Source organism: Fontivita pretiosa (assembly GCF_050410795.1).
In the GTDB taxonomy this organism is placed as follows: Bacteria; Planctomycetota; Phycisphaerae; order Tepidisphaerales; family Tepidisphaeraceae; genus Fontivita; species Fontivita pretiosa.
The window spans coordinates 3,308,227-3,324,279 of record NZ_CP191258.1; the positions used below are offsets into that span (position 1 = coordinate 3,308,227).

25 protein-coding genes and 1 pseudogene are annotated in these 16,053 nt (G+C 63.7%); all 26 read left to right on the forward strand.

Annotated features, from left to right (window positions below; genetic code table 11):
* Positions 1-2: 2 nt before the first annotated feature.
* The 26 genes and pseudogenes from ACQS5P_RS13330 to rpsK all read left to right on the forward strand — a co-directional run bounded on the left by ACQS5P_RS13330 (position 3) and on the right by rpsK (position 16,010).
* Positions 3-1,190, forward strand: coding sequence for a hypothetical protein (locus ACQS5P_RS13330; RefSeq protein ID WP_428937110.1), 1,188 nt, complete (start codon positions 3-5; stop codon positions 1,188-1,190).
* A 226-nt stretch (positions 1,191-1,416) separates the two neighbouring features.
* Positions 1,417-1,725: a 30S ribosomal protein S10 gene (gene rpsJ / locus ACQS5P_RS13335; protein WP_428937111.1), complete on the forward strand. Its 309-nt coding sequence runs from the start codon at positions 1,417-1,419 to the stop codon at positions 1,723-1,725.
* Positions 1,726-1,928: 203 nt separating this feature from the next.
* Entirely contained in the window at positions 1,929-2,600 is a 672-nt protein-coding gene (gene rplC, locus ACQS5P_RS13340; RefSeq protein WP_428937112.1) for a 50S ribosomal protein L3, read from the forward strand.
* Between the two features lie 83 nt (positions 2,601-2,683).
* The gene (gene rplD, locus ACQS5P_RS13345; protein WP_428937113.1) at positions 2,684-3,298 is read left to right on the forward strand and encodes a 50S ribosomal protein L4; all 615 of its coding nucleotides are present in this window, start codon (positions 2,684-2,686) and stop codon (positions 3,296-3,298) included.
* Positions 3,299-3,343: 45 nt separating this feature from the next.
* A complete protein-coding gene (gene rplW, locus ACQS5P_RS13350; RefSeq protein ID WP_428937114.1) occupies positions 3,344-3,622 on the forward strand; it encodes a 50S ribosomal protein L23 in 279 nt (92 codons plus the stop codon).
* An 84-nt stretch (positions 3,623-3,706) separates the two neighbouring features.
* On the forward strand, positions 3,707-4,573 hold the full coding sequence (rplB, locus tag ACQS5P_RS13355) for a 50S ribosomal protein L2 (protein WP_428937115.1): 867 nt from the start codon (positions 3,707-3,709) through the stop codon (positions 4,571-4,573).
* A gap of 99 nt (positions 4,574-4,672) precedes the next feature.
* A complete protein-coding gene (gene rpsS / locus ACQS5P_RS13360) occupies positions 4,673-4,978 on the forward strand; it encodes a 30S ribosomal protein S19 (RefSeq protein WP_428937116.1) in 306 nt (101 codons plus the stop codon).
* Positions 4,979-5,038: 60 nt separating this feature from the next.
* Positions 5,039-5,380 carry a 50S ribosomal protein L22 gene (rplV, locus tag ACQS5P_RS13365; protein ID WP_428937117.1) on the forward strand — a complete coding sequence of 114 codons (342 nt, stop codon included), beginning with the start codon at positions 5,039-5,041 and terminating at the stop codon, positions 5,378-5,380.
* Positions 5,381-5,438: 58 nt separating this feature from the next.
* A complete protein-coding gene (rpsC, locus tag ACQS5P_RS13370; protein ID WP_428937118.1) occupies positions 5,439-6,137 on the forward strand; it encodes a 30S ribosomal protein S3 in 699 nt (232 codons plus the stop codon).
* Between the two features lie 101 nt (positions 6,138-6,238).
* Entirely contained in the window at positions 6,239-6,661 is a 423-nt protein-coding gene (gene rplP / locus ACQS5P_RS13375; protein WP_428937119.1) for a 50S ribosomal protein L16, read from the forward strand.
* Positions 6,662-6,707: 46 nt separating this feature from the next.
* On the forward strand, positions 6,708-6,956 hold the full coding sequence (gene rpmC, locus ACQS5P_RS13380) for a 50S ribosomal protein L29 (RefSeq protein WP_428941024.1): 249 nt from the start codon (positions 6,708-6,710) through the stop codon (positions 6,954-6,956).
* A gap of 10 nt (positions 6,957-6,966) precedes the next feature.
* A pseudogene (rpsQ, locus tag ACQS5P_RS13385) lies at positions 6,967-7,242 on the forward strand (30S ribosomal protein S17); the annotation flags it as partial.
* A 146-nt stretch (positions 7,243-7,388) separates the two neighbouring features.
* Complete coding sequence (gene rplN, locus ACQS5P_RS13390; RefSeq protein ID WP_428937120.1) at positions 7,389-7,775, forward strand: 50S ribosomal protein L14; 387 nt, start codon at positions 7,389-7,391, stop codon at positions 7,773-7,775.
* 70 nt (positions 7,776-7,845) lie between these two features.
* Positions 7,846-8,175, forward strand: coding sequence for a 50S ribosomal protein L24 (gene rplX, locus ACQS5P_RS13395; protein ID WP_428937121.1), 330 nt, complete (start codon positions 7,846-7,848; stop codon positions 8,173-8,175).
* Positions 8,176-8,242: 67 nt separating this feature from the next.
* A complete protein-coding gene (rplE, locus tag ACQS5P_RS13400) occupies positions 8,243-8,968 on the forward strand; it encodes a 50S ribosomal protein L5 (protein ID WP_428937122.1) in 726 nt (241 codons plus the stop codon).
* Between the two features lie 94 nt (positions 8,969-9,062).
* On the forward strand, positions 9,063-9,332 hold the full coding sequence (gene rpsN / locus ACQS5P_RS13405; protein ID WP_428937123.1) for a 30S ribosomal protein S14: 270 nt from the start codon (positions 9,063-9,065) through the stop codon (positions 9,330-9,332).
* A 98-nt stretch (positions 9,333-9,430) separates the two neighbouring features.
* A complete protein-coding gene (rpsH, locus tag ACQS5P_RS13410) occupies positions 9,431-9,829 on the forward strand; it encodes a 30S ribosomal protein S8 (protein ID WP_428937124.1) in 399 nt (132 codons plus the stop codon).
* A gap of 76 nt (positions 9,830-9,905) precedes the next feature.
* Positions 9,906-10,463, forward strand: a complete 558-nt coding sequence (rplF, locus tag ACQS5P_RS13415) for a 50S ribosomal protein L6 (protein WP_428937125.1) — start codon at positions 9,906-9,908, stop codon at positions 10,461-10,463.
* A gap of 80 nt (positions 10,464-10,543) precedes the next feature.
* On the forward strand, positions 10,544-10,915 hold the full coding sequence (gene rplR, locus ACQS5P_RS13420) for a 50S ribosomal protein L18 (protein WP_428937126.1): 372 nt from the start codon (positions 10,544-10,546) through the stop codon (positions 10,913-10,915).
* Between the two features lie 75 nt (positions 10,916-10,990).
* On the forward strand, positions 10,991-11,725 hold the full coding sequence (gene rpsE, locus ACQS5P_RS13425) for a 30S ribosomal protein S5 (protein ID WP_428937127.1): 735 nt from the start codon (positions 10,991-10,993) through the stop codon (positions 11,723-11,725).
* Between the two features lie 53 nt (positions 11,726-11,778).
* Complete coding sequence (gene rplO, locus ACQS5P_RS13430) at positions 11,779-12,351, forward strand: 50S ribosomal protein L15 (protein ID WP_428937128.1); 573 nt, start codon at positions 11,779-11,781, stop codon at positions 12,349-12,351.
* 126 nt (positions 12,352-12,477) lie between these two features.
* Complete coding sequence (gene secY, locus ACQS5P_RS13435) at positions 12,478-13,893, forward strand: preprotein translocase subunit SecY (RefSeq protein WP_428937129.1); 1,416 nt, start codon at positions 12,478-12,480, stop codon at positions 13,891-13,893.
* An 88-nt stretch (positions 13,894-13,981) separates the two neighbouring features.
* Positions 13,982-14,776 (forward strand): type I methionyl aminopeptidase, encoded by a 795-nt coding sequence (gene map, locus ACQS5P_RS13440; protein ID WP_428937130.1) that lies wholly within the window; start codon positions 13,982-13,984, stop codon positions 14,774-14,776.
* Positions 14,777-14,936: 160 nt separating this feature from the next.
* Positions 14,937-15,050 (forward strand): 50S ribosomal protein L36, encoded by a 114-nt coding sequence (gene rpmJ / locus ACQS5P_RS13445; protein ID WP_428937131.1) that lies wholly within the window; start codon positions 14,937-14,939, stop codon positions 15,048-15,050.
* 69 nt (positions 15,051-15,119) lie between these two features.
* Complete coding sequence (rpsM, locus tag ACQS5P_RS13450; protein WP_428937132.1) at positions 15,120-15,506, forward strand: 30S ribosomal protein S13; 387 nt, start codon at positions 15,120-15,122, stop codon at positions 15,504-15,506.
* Between the two features lie 81 nt (positions 15,507-15,587).
* Positions 15,588-16,010, forward strand: a complete 423-nt coding sequence (gene rpsK / locus ACQS5P_RS13455) for a 30S ribosomal protein S11 (protein WP_428937133.1) — start codon at positions 15,588-15,590, stop codon at positions 16,008-16,010.
* The last annotated feature ends 43 nt before the right edge of the window (positions 16,011-16,053 follow it).

Below are 16,053 nucleotides of genomic sequence, written 5' to 3' on the forward strand. Positions count from 1 at the left end.
CAGTGCGGATCTCGGCTGCGCTGCTGGTGCTGGTGTTGATTGGTGCAGGCTGTGCCCGCCAGGCCGCCAGCACGCATCATAGCAGCGCCACGCAACCGTTGGTGCCTGCGCGCGGGCCACATGCCGATGCCATCGAGCGTGGCGCAAGATTTCTGGTCAGCTCTCAACAGCCCGAAGGATGTTGGGGCACAGGCCTGGAGACGCGCGGGCTGGAGATCTATTCCATGGTGCCGGGGTCGCACGATGCGTTTCGAGTGGCGACCACGGCGTTGTGCGTGATGGCGCTGCGCGAGGCGTATGACCTGCCGGTGCCCGGGCTGCGCGAGGCGCATGCCCGCGGCGTGGAATATCTGGTTCGCAATGGCGAAGCGCGGCGGGACGACGGCAGGCTGCTGTACAACGTCTGGGCGCATACCTACGCGCTTCAGGCGCTGTCCGTCGAGTTGCGCCACCGCCACGATCCACGCATCGAAGCAATGGCCAGATGGCACCTGGATCGCATGATCCGCTACGCGACGTACGTGGGTGGCTGGAACTACTACGACTTCAAGGCGCAGACGCAGCGGCCATCGCTGGGGCCAACCAGTTTCGGCACGGCGGCGGGGCTGGTGGCGCTGTGGGAGGCGCGGCGGGCCGGGCTGGACGTGCCACAGTCGCTGATCGATGCTTCGCTTCGGCGGGTGATGGAGATGCGGCTGCCCGTCGGTGTTTACCTGTACAGCCTGGATCACCGCTACATTCCGCGTTTGCCGGCCAATCAGATCAAGGGCGCCGTCGGACGAACCCAGCCGTGCAACTATGCCCTATGGCTGTGGGGATACCCAGGCATCGGCGAAGCACAAGTGCTGCAGGGTCTGGACCTGTTCTTCGAGCATCACGCCTTTTTGGACATGGCGCGCAAGCGTCCCTGGCCTCATGAAGCGTGGTATCAGAACTCGGCTTACTACTACTACTTCGACCACTACTACGCGGCCTTGCTGGTGGAGCGGCTCTCGCAGGGGGTGCAACGCGGGTACGCCGCCAGGCTCGCCGCCCACGTCGCGCCGTACCAGGAGCCGGACGATGGATCGTGGTGGGATTACGCGATGTGGGATTACCACAAGCCGTATGGAACCGCGTTTGCCGTGATGACATTGCTGCGTTGCGATGCGGCGCTTGGCACTGAGCAGGCCGGCCGCCGGGGGGATTGACGCCCATCGCCCGGGCGAAGGCCGGGCAACTTTGAGGGCTTCGACTTTTCCGGACAGTTGACATACACTTTTCAGACGTTATCTTCTGGCACTCCACTTGGTGAAAGTGGCAAGGGTTGCGTATCGTCCCGTCGAAGCGGCGGGGCGGATGTGCAACGGAACCGATTGGGATGCCTGAATTTACGAAGCGGAAAGTGGCGATACTGACCGAGCGGATGAGGATGGTATGACGGGTGATCGGATTCGAATTCGGATGGAAGCCTACGACCACCGGGCGCTGGACGCGTCGGCGAAGGAGATTGTGGACCACGCCAAGCGGACCAACGCGCGCGTCTGTGGCCCGATCCCCATGCCCACGCGGATCGAGCGGTACACCGTGCTGCGCAGTCCGCACATCGACAAGAAGTCGCGCGAGCAGTTCGAGATGCGCACGCATAAGCGCGTGATCGACATCTTCGAGCCCACCGCCCGCACGGTCGAGGCGCTGAATCGACTGGTCGTTCCGGCCGGCGTCTTCGTGAAGATCAAGGCGTAGTCCTTTTTTCATGACAAACATGCCCCTGCTTTCAAGGGGCATTTTGGTTGGCTGACCCATTGACCGTGGGGTTCATCCAAGAACCCGCTGCTCGAAAGAGTCACGTGTCAACGTGGTGGGCTTTTGGAATTGCGGTTGGCGGAGCTCGGGTTGCGGAATGAGTGAATCCGGAATCCGAAATCCGAAATCTGCAATCTGGAATCATGACTCCAGCACTACTGGGCAAGAAGATCGGCATGACGCGGATTTACGACGAGAACGGCACGGTGGTGCCGGTGACCGTCGTCCAGGCCGGGCCGTGCGCCATCACGCAGGTCAAGACCGTCCAGACCGATGGCTACAACGCCGTGCAGCTTGGCTTTGAACCGATCAAGGCCAGGCACAGCACGTTCCCGCTGATCGGCCACGCGGCCAAGGCGGGGGTCGGGCCGTTGCGCTATTTCCGGGAGATCCGGCTGAAGGAGCCGACAGATCGCAAGCCCGGCGAGAGCGTGACGGTGGATGTGTTCCAGGGCGTGCAGTTTGTGGATGTGATCGGGACCAGCAAGGGCAAGGGGACGGCCGGGGTGATGAAGAGGCACCACTTCGGCGGTCAGCCGGCTTCGCACGGCACCGAGCGCAAGCACCGTTCTCCGGGTTCGCTGGCCAGCCGCGCCACCTGGCGCGGACAGTCGGGCAAGCCCAAGAAGGGTGTACGCATGGCCGGGCACATGGGCATGGACCGTGTCACCACGCGTAACCATCCGCTGGTCAAGATCGACCGGGAAAACAATCTGCTGCTGATCAAGGGAGCCCTGCCAGGACCGAACGGCGGGCTCCTTTTCGTACGCCAGGCAGTTGCGGCGAAAGTGAAGGCCAGCGAAGAGGCCAAATGACTTGCTCGTGTTTCATGTTTCACGCGCCAGCGTCGAGCGGCGGCGTGAGCATGAAGCATGAAAGACGAACAACGAGACGAGCCATGATCGAGGTTCCCGTATACAACCAGGCCGGCCAGCAGATCGAGACGCTTCAGGTGGACGAAGCCAAGCTTGGCGGGCAGGTGCGCAAGGAACTGCTCAAGCAGGCGCTGGTGTACTACCACGCGGCCAAGCGGCAGGGGACCGTGCGGACGCTGGCGCGAGGTGAGGTGGAAGGCTCCACCCGCAAGATCTACCGCCAGAAAGGCACCGGGCGGGCCCGCATGGGCACGATCCGCCAGCCGGTACGCGTCGGCGGCGGCCATGCCAAGCAGAAACGCCCCAAGGACTGGCGGATCGGGCTGCCCAGGCAGCAGCGTCGCCTGGCGACCAAGTGCGCCGTGCTCGCGAAGATCATGAGCAAGGACCTTCGCATCGTCGATGCCATCAGGCTCGAGCAGCCCAAGACCCGGTACGTGGCCCAGATCTTCAAGGCCCTGGGGATCGATCGCAGTTGCCTGCTGGCGATCAATGGTCGCGACGAGGCGCTGGAGCGCTCGGCACGAAACATCGATCGCACGACGCTGACGACGGTTCAGCAGCTCAATGCCTGGGACATCCTGCGTAACCGGACGCTGCTGATGACCAGGGATGGATTCGAGTCGTTGCTGGCGTAGCGCGGAGTTAACGGCGGTGCGCGGCACCGCGGGTGAGCAAGAGCCATGGATTACACAAACGTGATCATCAAGCCGCTGGTGACGGAGAAAAGCACGCACCAACAGGCGACGCGCAACGTCTATACCTTTATGGTCAACCGGCACGCGAACAAGCCGCTGATCAAGCAGGCGATCGAGAAGCTGTACAACGTGAAGGTGACCGACGTGCGGACACTGGTGCGCAAGGGCAAGCCCCGGCGCAGCCGTTTCCGCATGACCCATACAAGCGACTGGAAGCGAGCGATCGTGGAGTTGGACGAGAATTCGAGGATTGAACTGTTTTGAGGGATTGCGGACTGCGGATTGAGGATCCGGGATTCAAGCGAGTCGCGGCCAGATCCTCAATCCGAAGTTCGCGATCAGGACGCTATGCCTATCAAGTATTACAACCCGACTTCCCCCGGACGACGGGCAGGGTCTGTACTGGACTACCGGGCGGTGATTACCAAGACCGAGCCGGAGCCGTCACTGACCGTCGGGCAGCGCCGCGCCAACGGGCGAAATCACCACGGCGTGATTACCGCCAAGCATCGCGGCGGGGGAAACAAGCGGCTGTACCGCATCATCGACTTCAAGCGGACCAAGGACGGGATCCCGGCCAGGGTGCTGGCGATCGAATACGACCCCAACCGCTCGGTGAACATTGCGCTGATTCAGTACGAGGACGGCGAAAAGAGCTACATCCTGGCGCCCAACGGGCTGCGGGTGGGACAGACGGTGCTCAGCGGCCCGGACGCTCCGCCGGAGATCGGCAACGCCATGCCGCTGGCGAACATCCCCTCCGGGCTGGAGATTCACAACATCGAGCTGAATCCCGGCCAGGGGGGCAAGCTGGTGCGCTCGGCGGGCGGGGTTGCGCGTCTGGGCGCCAAGGAGGGCGAGTGGTCGGTGATCATCCTGCCCTCCGGTGAGATGAGGCGGGTCAAGAGCAAGTGCCGGGCGACGATCGGACAGCTCGGCAACCTGGACTGGATCAACGTGAGCCTGGGCAAGGCTGGACGCTCGCGGCATCGCGGCATTCGCCCGCATACCCGGGCCAAGGCGATGAACCCGATCGATCACCCGATGGGCGGCGGCGAGGGCCGCGCCAACGGCGGGCGGCATCCCTGCTCCAGGACCGGCGTGCTGGCCAAGGGAGGCATCACCCGCAACCCGCGCAAGAACAGCGAGAAGCTGATTCTTCGGCGGCGAAAGTTCGGGCGATTCCAGCAGAGGCCGCAGACCGTGAACGTGTGACCGTGAACGTGTAAGAGCTGCCAGTGCCCGGTCGCCACTTGCCGCTGAAGGCATCGGCCGGCCCGGCTGGCAACCGGCAACCAAGAACGGGCAAGCGAAATGAGCAGAAGTGCAAAAAAAGGCCCCTTCGTCAACGAAAAGTTGTACCGGAAGGTGGCGAAGCTGAACGAGAACCGCTCGAAGCAGCCGATTCGCACCTGGGCGCGGGCGTGCACGATCATCCCCGAGTTCGTGGGGCACACGTTCGAGGTGCACAACGGCAACAAGTTCATCCGCGTGTTCATCCAGGAGGACATGGTCGGACACAAGCTGGGAGAGTTTGCCCCGACACGAATCTTCCGCGGACACAGCGGACGCAAGGCAGCGGAGGCGGCGGCGGGCGCCGCGTCGCCGGCCAAGGGATAGTTGGACACAGTTGAGCCGGGCCGGATCGCGCAGGCGACCGGGCCAGAGCAGGTGATGCGTATGCCGTTTCAAGCCAAACATCGATTTGCGCGGATCGCGCCGCGGAAGGCGCGGCTGCTGATGGACCTGATCCGCGGTCGGAACGTGGACGACGCGATCGCGATGCTGCGCTTTTCCAAGCGACGCGCCAGCGGCATGATCGAGAAGGTCATCCGCAGCGCCGTCGCCAACGCCACGGAGCAGGCCGCCACCCCCAGCCGCAAAACGCTTTATATCGCCAAGGCCTGGGTCGATCCCGGCCCGATCATCAAGCGGTTTCAGCCCAAGGATCGTGGCAAGGCCTACCCGATCATGAAGCGGACGAGCCATCTGGTGGTGACGGTGGACGAGCGAGAAGACTAGGAGATTTCGGATTTCGGATTTGGCTGAATCCGCGATCCGCAATCCGCAAGGAAATCGCATGGGTCAGAAAGTAAATCCAATCGGCTTCCGAACGGGCATCACCGAGGACTGGAAGAGCAAGTGGTACGCGCCCAAGGCGGCGTTCGGCACCTTCCTGGTCGAGGACTACAAGGTGCGAAAGTACATCGACGAGAAGCTGAACCGTCGCCCGCCATTTGCCGCCGTCAGCGACATCCTGATCGAGCGGACCCGCGAGGAAGTGACGGTGACGCTGAAGACGGCCCGGCCGGGGCTGGTGATCGGCCCGAAAGGCGCCGAGGTGGACAAGCTCCGCGAGGAGCTGGAGGACCTGATCAAGCGGAAGGTGGCGCCGATCAAGGTCATCGAGATCAAGAACCCGGACCTGAACGCGCAGCTTGTGGCCGAGGCGATCGCCGAGCAGCTCAAGAAGCGTGCCAGCTTCCGCCGGGTGCTCAAGCAGCGGATGGACGCGACGATGCAGGCCGGCGCCAAGGGAATCAAGATCTCGGTGAGCGGGCGGCTGGGGGGGGCGGAAATCGCCCGGCAGGAAAAGACGGGCGTGGGCTCGGTGCCGCTGACCACGCTTCAGGCGAACGTGGACTACGGATACGCGGTGGCGTGCACGACCTACGGAACCATCGGAGTCAAGGTCTGGATCTACCGCGGCATGTACGGCGAGGAAGTGCTGGAAACGGATGTGCGCCCCGGCGGCGGACCGAGGCGAGGACGCAGGTGAATCCGATTTTGGATCTTTGATCTCTCGCCTGCGGTTCGGAGAAGACCCGGAACGCGGATTGAGAATCAAAAGTCAGGAATCAGAAGTCGAGCAGGTGTGCTATGGCGATGATGCCCAAGCGGGTGAAGTTCCGCAAAAGTCAGCGCGGCAAGATCCGCGGCAACGCGACGCGCGGCAACACGGTGGCGTTCGGAGACTACGGACTGATGGCGCTGGCGCCGGCGTGGATCACGGCCAAGCAGATCGATGCCGGGCGCATCGCATGCAGCCACTACCTGCACCGCGAGGGGCGAGTGTTCATCCGGATCTTTCCGCACAAGCCGGTATCCAGCAAGCCGCTGGAGACGCGAATGGGCAAGGGCAAGGGCGAGCCGGAGTTCTGGTGCGCCGTGGTCAAGCCCGGAACGGTGATGTTCGAGGTGGCCGGGGTGGACGAGCCGACGGCCAAGCGTTGCCTGGCGCGGGTGGCGCACAAGATGCCGATTCCGTGCCGGTTCGTGGCGCGGAAGAAGGCGGTAGCCTGAACGGGATTGGGATCGCGCGGAATTGACAGGAGCCACAGCCACCATGATGAGCGCCAAAGAGATTCGCGAGAAACAGACCGAGGCGCTGAAGCACGAGCTGGCCGACTGCCAGAAGCGCCTGTTCGAGTTGCGCAGCCAGGCGGTGACGGAGAAGCTTGCCGACCCCAGTCAGCTCCGCAAGACCCGCCGGGAGATTGCGCGAATCAAGACGATCCTGCGTGAGCGGGAACTGGAAGCGAGCAGGCAGAAACAGCAGCAGGCGTCGGCGTCGCCGGCGCCGGCACAGAACCAGTGAAAGACGAGCCATGAGTACCGAAGCACCGAGTGCAAAAGCCCAGCGGCCGCCGCTGCGAACGATCCGGGGAGTGGTGGCGTCGGATCGGGCCAACAAGACCATCAAGGTGGTGGTGGAGTACCTGGCGCGGCATCCGAAGTACGGCAAGTACATCAAGCGCCGTACGGTGCTGCACGCCCACGACGAAAACAACGACGCGCATGAAGGCGACGTCGTCGAGATCGCCGAGTGCCGACCGCTGAGCAAGACCAAGCATCACCGGCTGCTGCGGATCGTCGAGCGGGCGCCGGAGAAGGCGGTGCAGGTGTCGGCCGAAGAAGTGATGACCGGAAAAGCGCCGGAAGAAAAACAGTGATCGATGGTCAGTGGTTGGTGCTCAGCAACGCCCATTCGGGTCACTGACCACCGCCAACTGACCACTGTGAGCGAGCCATGATTCAGCAACAGACGTATCTGGACATCGCCGACAACACAGGCGCCAGACAGGCGATGTGTATCAAGGTGCTGCGGGGATCATCCAGCCGTGGCAAGTTCAAGCGCCGTGTGGCAGGGGTTGGGGATGTGATCCTGTGCGCGGTGAAGCTGGCGCAGCCCGGCGGCGACGTGAAGCAGGGAGACATCATCCGCTGCGTGGTGGTCAGGACCAAGCATCCGACGCTTCGCAAGGACGGCAGCTACGTGCGTTTCGACCGCAATGCAGCAGTGGTGATCGACAATGAGAACAACCCCCGTGGCACGCGCATCTTCGGCGCCGTGGCCCGCGAGCTGCGCGACAAGAACTTCATGAAGATCGTGTCGCTGGCAAGCGAAGTGGTGTAACAGGAGAGCTGGCAGCCGGCAGCAGGCAGAGTGCGACACTGCCCGCTGCCCGCTGAAGGCTGAACGAGACATGGCAAGACACATTAAAAGCGGCGACCAGGTGATGGTGATCGCAGGGGCCGACAAAGGCAAGGTCGGTCGTGTGCTGCGCGTGATCGCCGAGAAGGACCGGGTGGTGGTGGAAGGGATCAACCGGGTGTGGAAGCACGTTCGGCCGTCGCGGCGTTATCCGCAGGGCGGACGTATCCAGAAGGACGCGCCGATCCACATCAGCAACGTGTTGCCTGTGGATCCGACGACGGGCAAGCCGACGCGCGTGCGTTTTGAGACGCGTGAGGGTCGCAAGCACCGGATCGCGGTCAAGAGCGGCACGGATCTGGGTCCGACGGGAACAAAGTGAGGCGCAGGGCACGCGAGGCGCATCGCCGGCAGATCCGGCAGATGCCCAATGCCTTGGAGCGACAGCAATGGCTGAACAGGAAAACAAGCAGCAACAGAAGTCCAAAGGCGGCAAGCCGTCGCCGGAGGAGATTGCGGCGCGGAAGGCGGCCAAGGCCAGGCCTAAGTCGCAGCAGGAGGACGCCGGCGCCGAGGAGGCGCCTGCGGCACCCGCTCCGCCGCCCCGGTTGATTGCTCACTACCGTGAGAAGATCGTCCCGCAGCTTCAGCAGAAGTTCGGATACAAGAACCTGCTGGCGGTGCCGAGGCTGGAGAAGATCGTGATCTCCATGGGCCTGGGCAAGGCGGTAACCAGCGGGGAGAAGGGCAAGCTGGAGCAGGCGGAAAAAGAGCTGGCGGTGATCGCCGGCCAGAAGCCGGTCCGCTGCAAGGCCAAGAAGAGCGTGGCGAACTTCAAGGTTCGCGCGGGGATGGAAACGGGGCTGAAGGTGACGCTGCGCGGGGCGCGGATGTATGAGTTTCTGGACCGGATGATCACGCTGGCGATACCGCGGGTCAAGGACTTCCGCGGGCTGGAGCCCAACGCCTTTGACAACAAGGGCAACTACAATTTCGGGTTCACGGAGCAGACGGTCTTCCCCGAGGTGGACGCGGCGGCGGTGACCTTCCAGCAGGGCATGAACATCACGGTGGTCACGACCGCCAAGACCCCGGAGGAAGGGCGGGAACTGCTTCGAGGCTTCGGTTTCCCGTTCCGCGAACGGGAGGCGCAAGGCAAGAAGGAAGGCAAATAGAACGGTTGTTGCCGGTCGCGGGCGGCCAGTTGCCCCGCGGCAGCCGGCGACGTCGCTGGCAACGGACAAGCATCAACTGGCAACTGGAAGTGCTATGGCAACCAAAGCCTGGGTAAACAAACAGAAGCGTCGGGAGCAGATCGTCAAGCGGTACGCGGAGCTGCGTCGCCAGCTCAAGAAGGAGAAGAACTACGCCGCACTGGCCAAGCTGCCGCGGGATTCGAGTCCGACGCGGCTGCGTAACCGCTGCGAGCTGACCGGCCGCAGCCGGGGCGTGCTGCGGAAATTCAAGATCTCGCGGATCATGCTGCGTGAGCTTGCGTTGACGGGCAAGATCCCTGGACTGAGGAAGGCGAGCTGGTAGCTGAAGGATGGTGGATTGCAGACGGCGGATTGCGGATCGAGTCGGTGGCTTGATCCGAGCCGGGCAATCCGAAATCCGGTCTGGAGACGACAGAAGCGATGAACATTCAAGATCCCATCGCGGACATGCTGACGAGAATCCGCAACGCCAACCGCGTCGGACGACGTCTGGTGCTCGTTCCCAAGAGCAAGATCTGCGCCGGCATCGCGCAGGTGCTCAAGGACGAGGGATACATCGAGGACTTCGACACGATCGACGACGGCAGGCAGGGGCAGATCCGCATCCGGCTGAAGTACACGATGACCGGAGAGCGGGTGATCCACGCGCTGGATCGGCAGTCCAAGCCCGGGTGCCGGGTGTACCGCAAGGTCAGAGACCTGCCCAATGTGCTCAATGGCATGGGCATCGCGGTGGTCAGCACCAGCAAGGGCGTGATGAGCGACCGAAAGGCGCGGGAGCAGAACGTCGGCGGGGAGCTGTTGTGCATTGTCAGTTGAACGTTGCTGGTTGTCTGTGGTGCGCTGACAGCAGCCACAACAGACAACGTGCAACCGGCCGCAACCAGGTGTTCACATGAGTCGCATCGGCAAAAAACCTGTTCCAGTGGGCAAGGCGAAGGTGACCGTCGCCGACCATCACGTGGTGGTCGAGGGTCCCAAGGGCAAGCTGGAGCTGGACGTGCATCCGCGGATCAGCGTGCGGTTTGACAGCGAGAAGAAGGAGCTGATCATCACCCGACCGGACGACGAAAAGCAGAGCAAGGCGCTGCATGGCCTGACCCGCGCGCTGCTGGCGAACATGGTCGAGGGTGTGACCAACGGATACCGCAAATCGCTGGAAATCCAGGGGGTCGGGTACAAGGCGGAAATGAAGGGCAGGAACCTGGTGCTGTCGGTGGGCTTTGCCAACCAGATCACCGTGCCGATTCCGTCGAACGTGACCGTGCAGCTTGACGGCCCGACCAAGATCCATATCAGCGGCGCCGACAAGCAGGCTGTTGGACAGTTTGCCGCGCAGGTTCGAAAGGTCCGCAAGCCCGAACCGTATAAGGGCAAGGGGATTCGTTACGAAGGCGAGCAGGTGAAGCTCAAGCCCGGCAAGGCGTTTGCCGGCGCCGGCGCGGCCAAGTAAACAGGAACCGGGGTTGCGGTTGGGCGACCGGCGGCCGGATCGATCGCCGCTGGCCCATTTGTCAACGCAGAGACAAGGCGATGGCAGACAAGAACAAAATGAAACGTGCCCGACTGCTGCGGCGCAAGTGGAGCGTCCGCAAGCGGGTTTTTGGTACGCCGCAACGACCGCGGCTGAGCGTGTATCGATCCGACAAGCACATTTACGCGCAGGTGATCGACGATTACGCGGGCCGGACGTTGGTGTCGGCGTCGAGCCTGAGTCCGGAGGTTCGCGGCGGCCTGCCCAACGGCGGGAACATCGCCGCCGCCCGGGCGGTTGGCAAGGCGATTGCCGAGCGGGCCCTGGCGGCGGGGGTGAAGAAGGTGGCGTTCGATCGCGGCGGACGCAAGTACCACGGGCGAGTCAAGGCGCTGGCCGACGCCGCCCGCGAGGCAGGTCTGGATTTTTGAGTTGCCAGGCTGCCGCAGGCACTGGACGGCAGCGATGTCCTGAACAGTCGGCCGAGCTGGCCGCGTGTGTGATCTATGACCCAAGAGCAACAGCCAACGCAAGCGAGTCCTGAAACGCAGCCGCAGAACCAGGCGAGTGAGCCGGCGCCGGTGGTGCCCGCAGCTTCGCCCGCGCCCGAGGCGCCTGCTGCCGAGCCGTCGGCGGCAGCCGCCGCCGCCCCCCCCGAACCGCGTGCCGGGCGCGTCGCCCGTGGCCGCTCAGGCGGCCCGCGAGCCGGTGGTCGCGGCCCGCGCCGCGACGACCGCGGCGGCGAAGAGGGCGGAGTCGAGTCCTCGGTCATTCGCATCTACCGCTGTGCCAAGGTCGTCAAGGGCGGGCGAACCTTCAGCTTCGGCGCCCTGGTGGTCGCCGGCGATCGCCACGGAAACGTCGGCATCGGCTACGGCAAGGCCAACGAGGTGCCCAACGCCGTGGAGAAGGCGACCAAGGATGCCCGCAAGAACATGTTCCATGTGAACCTCAAGGGCACGACGATCCCGCACATGGTCAAGGGTCATGCCGGCGCCAGCACGGTGGTGCTGATTCCGGCTCGCCCGGGCACCGGGGTGACGGCGGGCAAGAGCGTGCGTCCGGTCGTCGAGCTGGCGGGAATCACCGACGTGCTGACCAAGGCGTACGGCTCGACCAGCCCCAAGAACCTTGTGAAGGCGACGATCGACGCGTTGCGGCAGCTTCAGAGCAAGGAGCAGGTGGCCCAGATGCGGGGGGTCGAGTTGCCGCGCGGCGCAGGAGAGCTGGTGACAGCGTAGAAAGGCGAGGATGAAGGATCCGGCAGATTGATCTGTCATCCTTGGATCGATTCATGAGCATGATCCATGACATCACGGCGGAGGTCGGGGGACACAAGGCCAAGCGGCGCAAGGGACGCGGCAGGTCCAGCGGACGGGGCAAGACCGCCGGGCGGGGCACCAAAGGCTCCAAGGCGCGCGTGGGCAAATACATCAAGCCGACTTACGAGGGCGGGCAGACGGAGTTGTTCCGCCGATTCCCCAAGCGCGGTTTTTCCAACGACCCGTTCCAGCACCGGTATCACATTGTCAACGTGGCGGCTCTGGCCGAAAGGTTCGAGGAGGGCGCGACGGTGGATCAGGCGGCGCTGATCGACAAGGGCCTGGTGCCCGATGATCGCCTGCCGGTCAAAGTCCTGGGCGAGGGACAACTGGGCAAGAGGCTGACCGTGGTGGCTGGCTGGTTCAGCAGGTCGGCGTACGAGAAGATCACGCAGGCGGGCGGCACGGCGCAGAACCTCAAGGGCGAGCCGTTCGAGTTCCCCAAGCCCCGCAAGAAGTTCGTGCCGCGGGAGGGCGGGGCCAAAAAGTCCAAGCCGGCCGCGGAAGCGGCGCCCGCCAGCGCCGAGCCGGCCAAGACGGAATAGGCGGATCAGCATAAACTTATTCAGCGGCCCCGCTGGCGGGGCGCGTCCTGCTGACAAGGCCAGGGCGCGCAGCCCCGTCTGCGGGGCCGCTGGACGCACCTACGGGCGCCCAACGCGAGCAGGTTCATGTTCAAGACGTTCATCAACATCTTCCGCGTGCCGGAATTGCGGAACAAGGTGCTGTTCACCCTGTTCATGCTGGCGATCTACCGGATCGGCTATCACGTTCCGATCCCGGGCGTGGACCAGTCGGCGTTCGAGGAGCTGGCGCGAAAGGCGGGCGAGGACACCGCCGCCGGCAGGCTGGCCAGCTACGTTTCGCTGTTCTCCGGCGGCAACCTCTCGCAGAGCACGATCTTCGGGCTGGGGGTGATGCCGTATATTTCGGCGTCGATCATCTTCCAACTCCTGACGACTGTGGTGCCGTCGCTGGAGAAGCTCCAGAAAGAAGGCGAGACCGGACGCAAGAAGATCCAGGAATGGACCCGCTACGCCACGGTGCCGCTGGCGCTGATCCAGGCAGTGTTCTGGATGAACTACATGCACTACCCGGGCACCGGCACGCCGCTGGTCCAGCCTCTGTATGCCCACACGGCCACGTTCTGGCTGATGGGGCTGTTTGCCCTGACGGCCGGATGCGTGTTTCTGATGTGGCTGGGCGAACAGATCGACGAGTATGGGCTGGGCAACGGGGTGTCGCTGATCATCCTGGCGGGGATTGTGGCCCGGATGCCCAACGCGCTGTTTCTGCTGGGCTCGCAACTGAACCTCAGCGGCAGCGCCGATCCTTCGCATCCGATGACCCCGGGAAAGGTGATCTTCCTGGTCTGCTGCTTCGTGTTCATCGTCGCCGGTTCGATCCTGGTCACCCAGGCGCAGCGGCGGATCCCGATCCAGCAGGCCAAGCACACCCGCGGGCGTCGGGTGTACGGCGGGCAGAGGCAGTACCTGCCGCTGCGGGTGAATCACGGCGGGGTGATGCCGATCATCTTCGCCCAGTCGCTGATGCTGTTCCCCGGGGTGCTGTTCGGATGGATGTGGAGCGCGGTGCGTGCGGCGGGGGCTGAACGGACGTTCTTTGGCAACCTGGTGCTGTTCTTCAACGACCAGTTCAACCGCGGAGCGTTCGTCTACATCATCACCGAAGTGGCGCTGATCTATTTCTTCGCCTACTTCTGGACGACCGTGCAGTTTCAGCCCAAGGAGATGGCCAACCAGCTTCGGGACTACGGAAGCTTCATTCCGGGACTGAGGCCCGGCAAACGCACCGCCGACTACCTGGAGAAGGTGATGCAGCGGATCACGTACGTCGGCGCGGCCTTTTTGTGCGTGCTGGCGGTGGTTCCGACGGCGGTCTCCGCGGCGATGGGCATCGACTGGCAGATCACGCAGTTTCTGGGCGGAACCGGACTGCTGATCGTCGTCAGCGTCGCCCTGGACATGGTGCAGCGCATCGAAGCGAACCTGCTGATGCGCAATTACGGCGGGTTCCTCTCGGGCCCGGGACAGAAAGGTAAACGGATCAAGGGAAGACAGTATTGATTTTAGGAAGAATGAAGCCAGAAGGATGAAGCCAGACCTTGCCTTGTGAGTCTTGAGCTTCAGCCTTCGGCTCTCATCCTTGTGGTCGATGCCGATCATCATCAAAACGCGCCGCGAGATCGAGATGATGCGGCGGGCCGGGCAGGTAGGCTGTGAAATCCTGGCCAAGATGCGCGAAGCAGTGGCTCCGGGCGTGAGCACACAGGAGCTGAACGAGATCGCCCGCCGGGAGCTGGCCAGGGCCGGCGCGGTCGGGTTGTCCAAGAACTACCCGACCTACAAGCCCGGGGAAGGTTTCCCCGCCGAGACCTGCATCAGCGTCAACGAGGAGGTGGTACATGGGATTCCCGGATCGCGGCAGCTCCGCGAGGGAGACATCGTCACCCTGGATCTGGCGCTGATGTTGGATGGATACTGCGCCGATACGGCGACCACGGTGCCGGTGGGACGAATCAGCCCGGAGGTCCGCAAGCTGCTGGACGTGACCCGGCAGACCCTGGCGCTGGCGCTGAACAACATCAAGCCAGGCCGGCGGTGGACCGAGATCGCCCGGCTGATGCAGTACCACGTGGAGAGCAACGGCTTCAGCGTGGTGCGGGAGTTTGTCGGGCACGGCATCGGGCGAAGCATGCACGAGGACCCGAAGGTGGCGAATTTTGTCACCGCCGAGCAGCTTCGCGGGGATTTCAAGCTTCGCCCGGGCATGACTCTGGCGGTGGAGCCGATGGTGGTGATGGGCAGCCGCGAGGTAGATCTGCTGCCGGACAACTGGACGGTGGTGACCAAGGATGGCCTGCCCGCCGCTCATTTTGAGCACACCATCGCCGTGACGGAAAACGGGGTGGACATCCTGACGGACGGCCGGGCGCCGTGGGGATTGTGACAAAACGCATGGACCGCTCAGACTTGACAGATCTGAGGGCGTGCGGGTTGTCGTTTCGGGCATCGACGCTTGGCAGCGTCTGGCGGCAGTTGAGCCGCGGCGGAAAGTGCGTTAAGATGATCGATTCGAGCCGTTAACGAGGAATCGGACAGGTGTGACCATGAAAGTGCGAGCCAGCGTCAGAAGAATCTGTGAAAACTGCAAGATCGTCCGCCGCAAGGGCGTCGTGCGGGTGATCTGCACCAACGTCAAACACAAGCAGCGACAAGGCTAACGTGACACGGGCGGTGGTGCCCGTGATTCCCAGCCGCGGGCGCCAGGCCCGTGTGACACAGGAGCAGACATGCCCCGTATCGCAGGTATCGACATTCCACCGGACAAGCCGATCTGGATCAGCCTGACGTACATTTACGGGATCGGGCGGACCAACAGCCGGGTGATCCTCAAAGAGGCGGGGATCGATCCGCAGCGGCGTGCCAAGGAACTGAGCGAAGAGGAACTGGCCAAGATCATCAGCATCATTGACCGGGACTATCTGGTGGAGGGTGCGCTGAGGCGACAGGTGCAGCAGAACATCGCGCGGCTGCGGGACATCGGCAGCTATCGTGGTCTGCGTCACCGTCGCAGCCTGCCGGTTCGCGGGCAGCGGACGCGGTCCAACGCCCGGACGCGCAAAGGCCCGCGCAAGACCGTCGCCGGCAAGAAGGGTGTGAAGGAACTCGGCAAATAAAAGAGGATGAAGGGTGGCGGCGGAAGGATGAAGAGCATTCATCCATCGTCCTTCTGCCTTCGTCCTTTCTGAGGAACGCACATGGCAGAAGCAGCAGGAGCAGCAAAACCGACAGGCGCCAAGGGCACGGCCAGCGGCAAGAAGAAGGTTCGCAAGGGCGTGACCCGCGGGATCGCGCACGTCAAGGCGACGTTCAACAACACGATCGTGACGATCACGGACACCAGCGGGGAGACGATCGCCTGGGCGTCTGCGGGCACGGTGGGCTTCAAGGGCGCGCGCAAGAGCACGCCCTTCGCCGCCGGTCGCGCCGCGGAAAAGGCCGCCATCGAGGCCCGAAAGCACGGGATGGTCGAGGTGGAGGTCAAGGTCAAGGGCCCCGGCGCCGGGCGCGAACAGGCGATCCTGAACCTCCAGAACGCCGGGCTGAAAATCACCGGCATCGAGGACGTGACTCCGCTGCCGCACAATGGCTGCCGGCCACCCAAGAAGCGACGAGTGTGACTCGATTTTCAGGTTTGCCTCGCGATTGTTGATCTGAGGAACC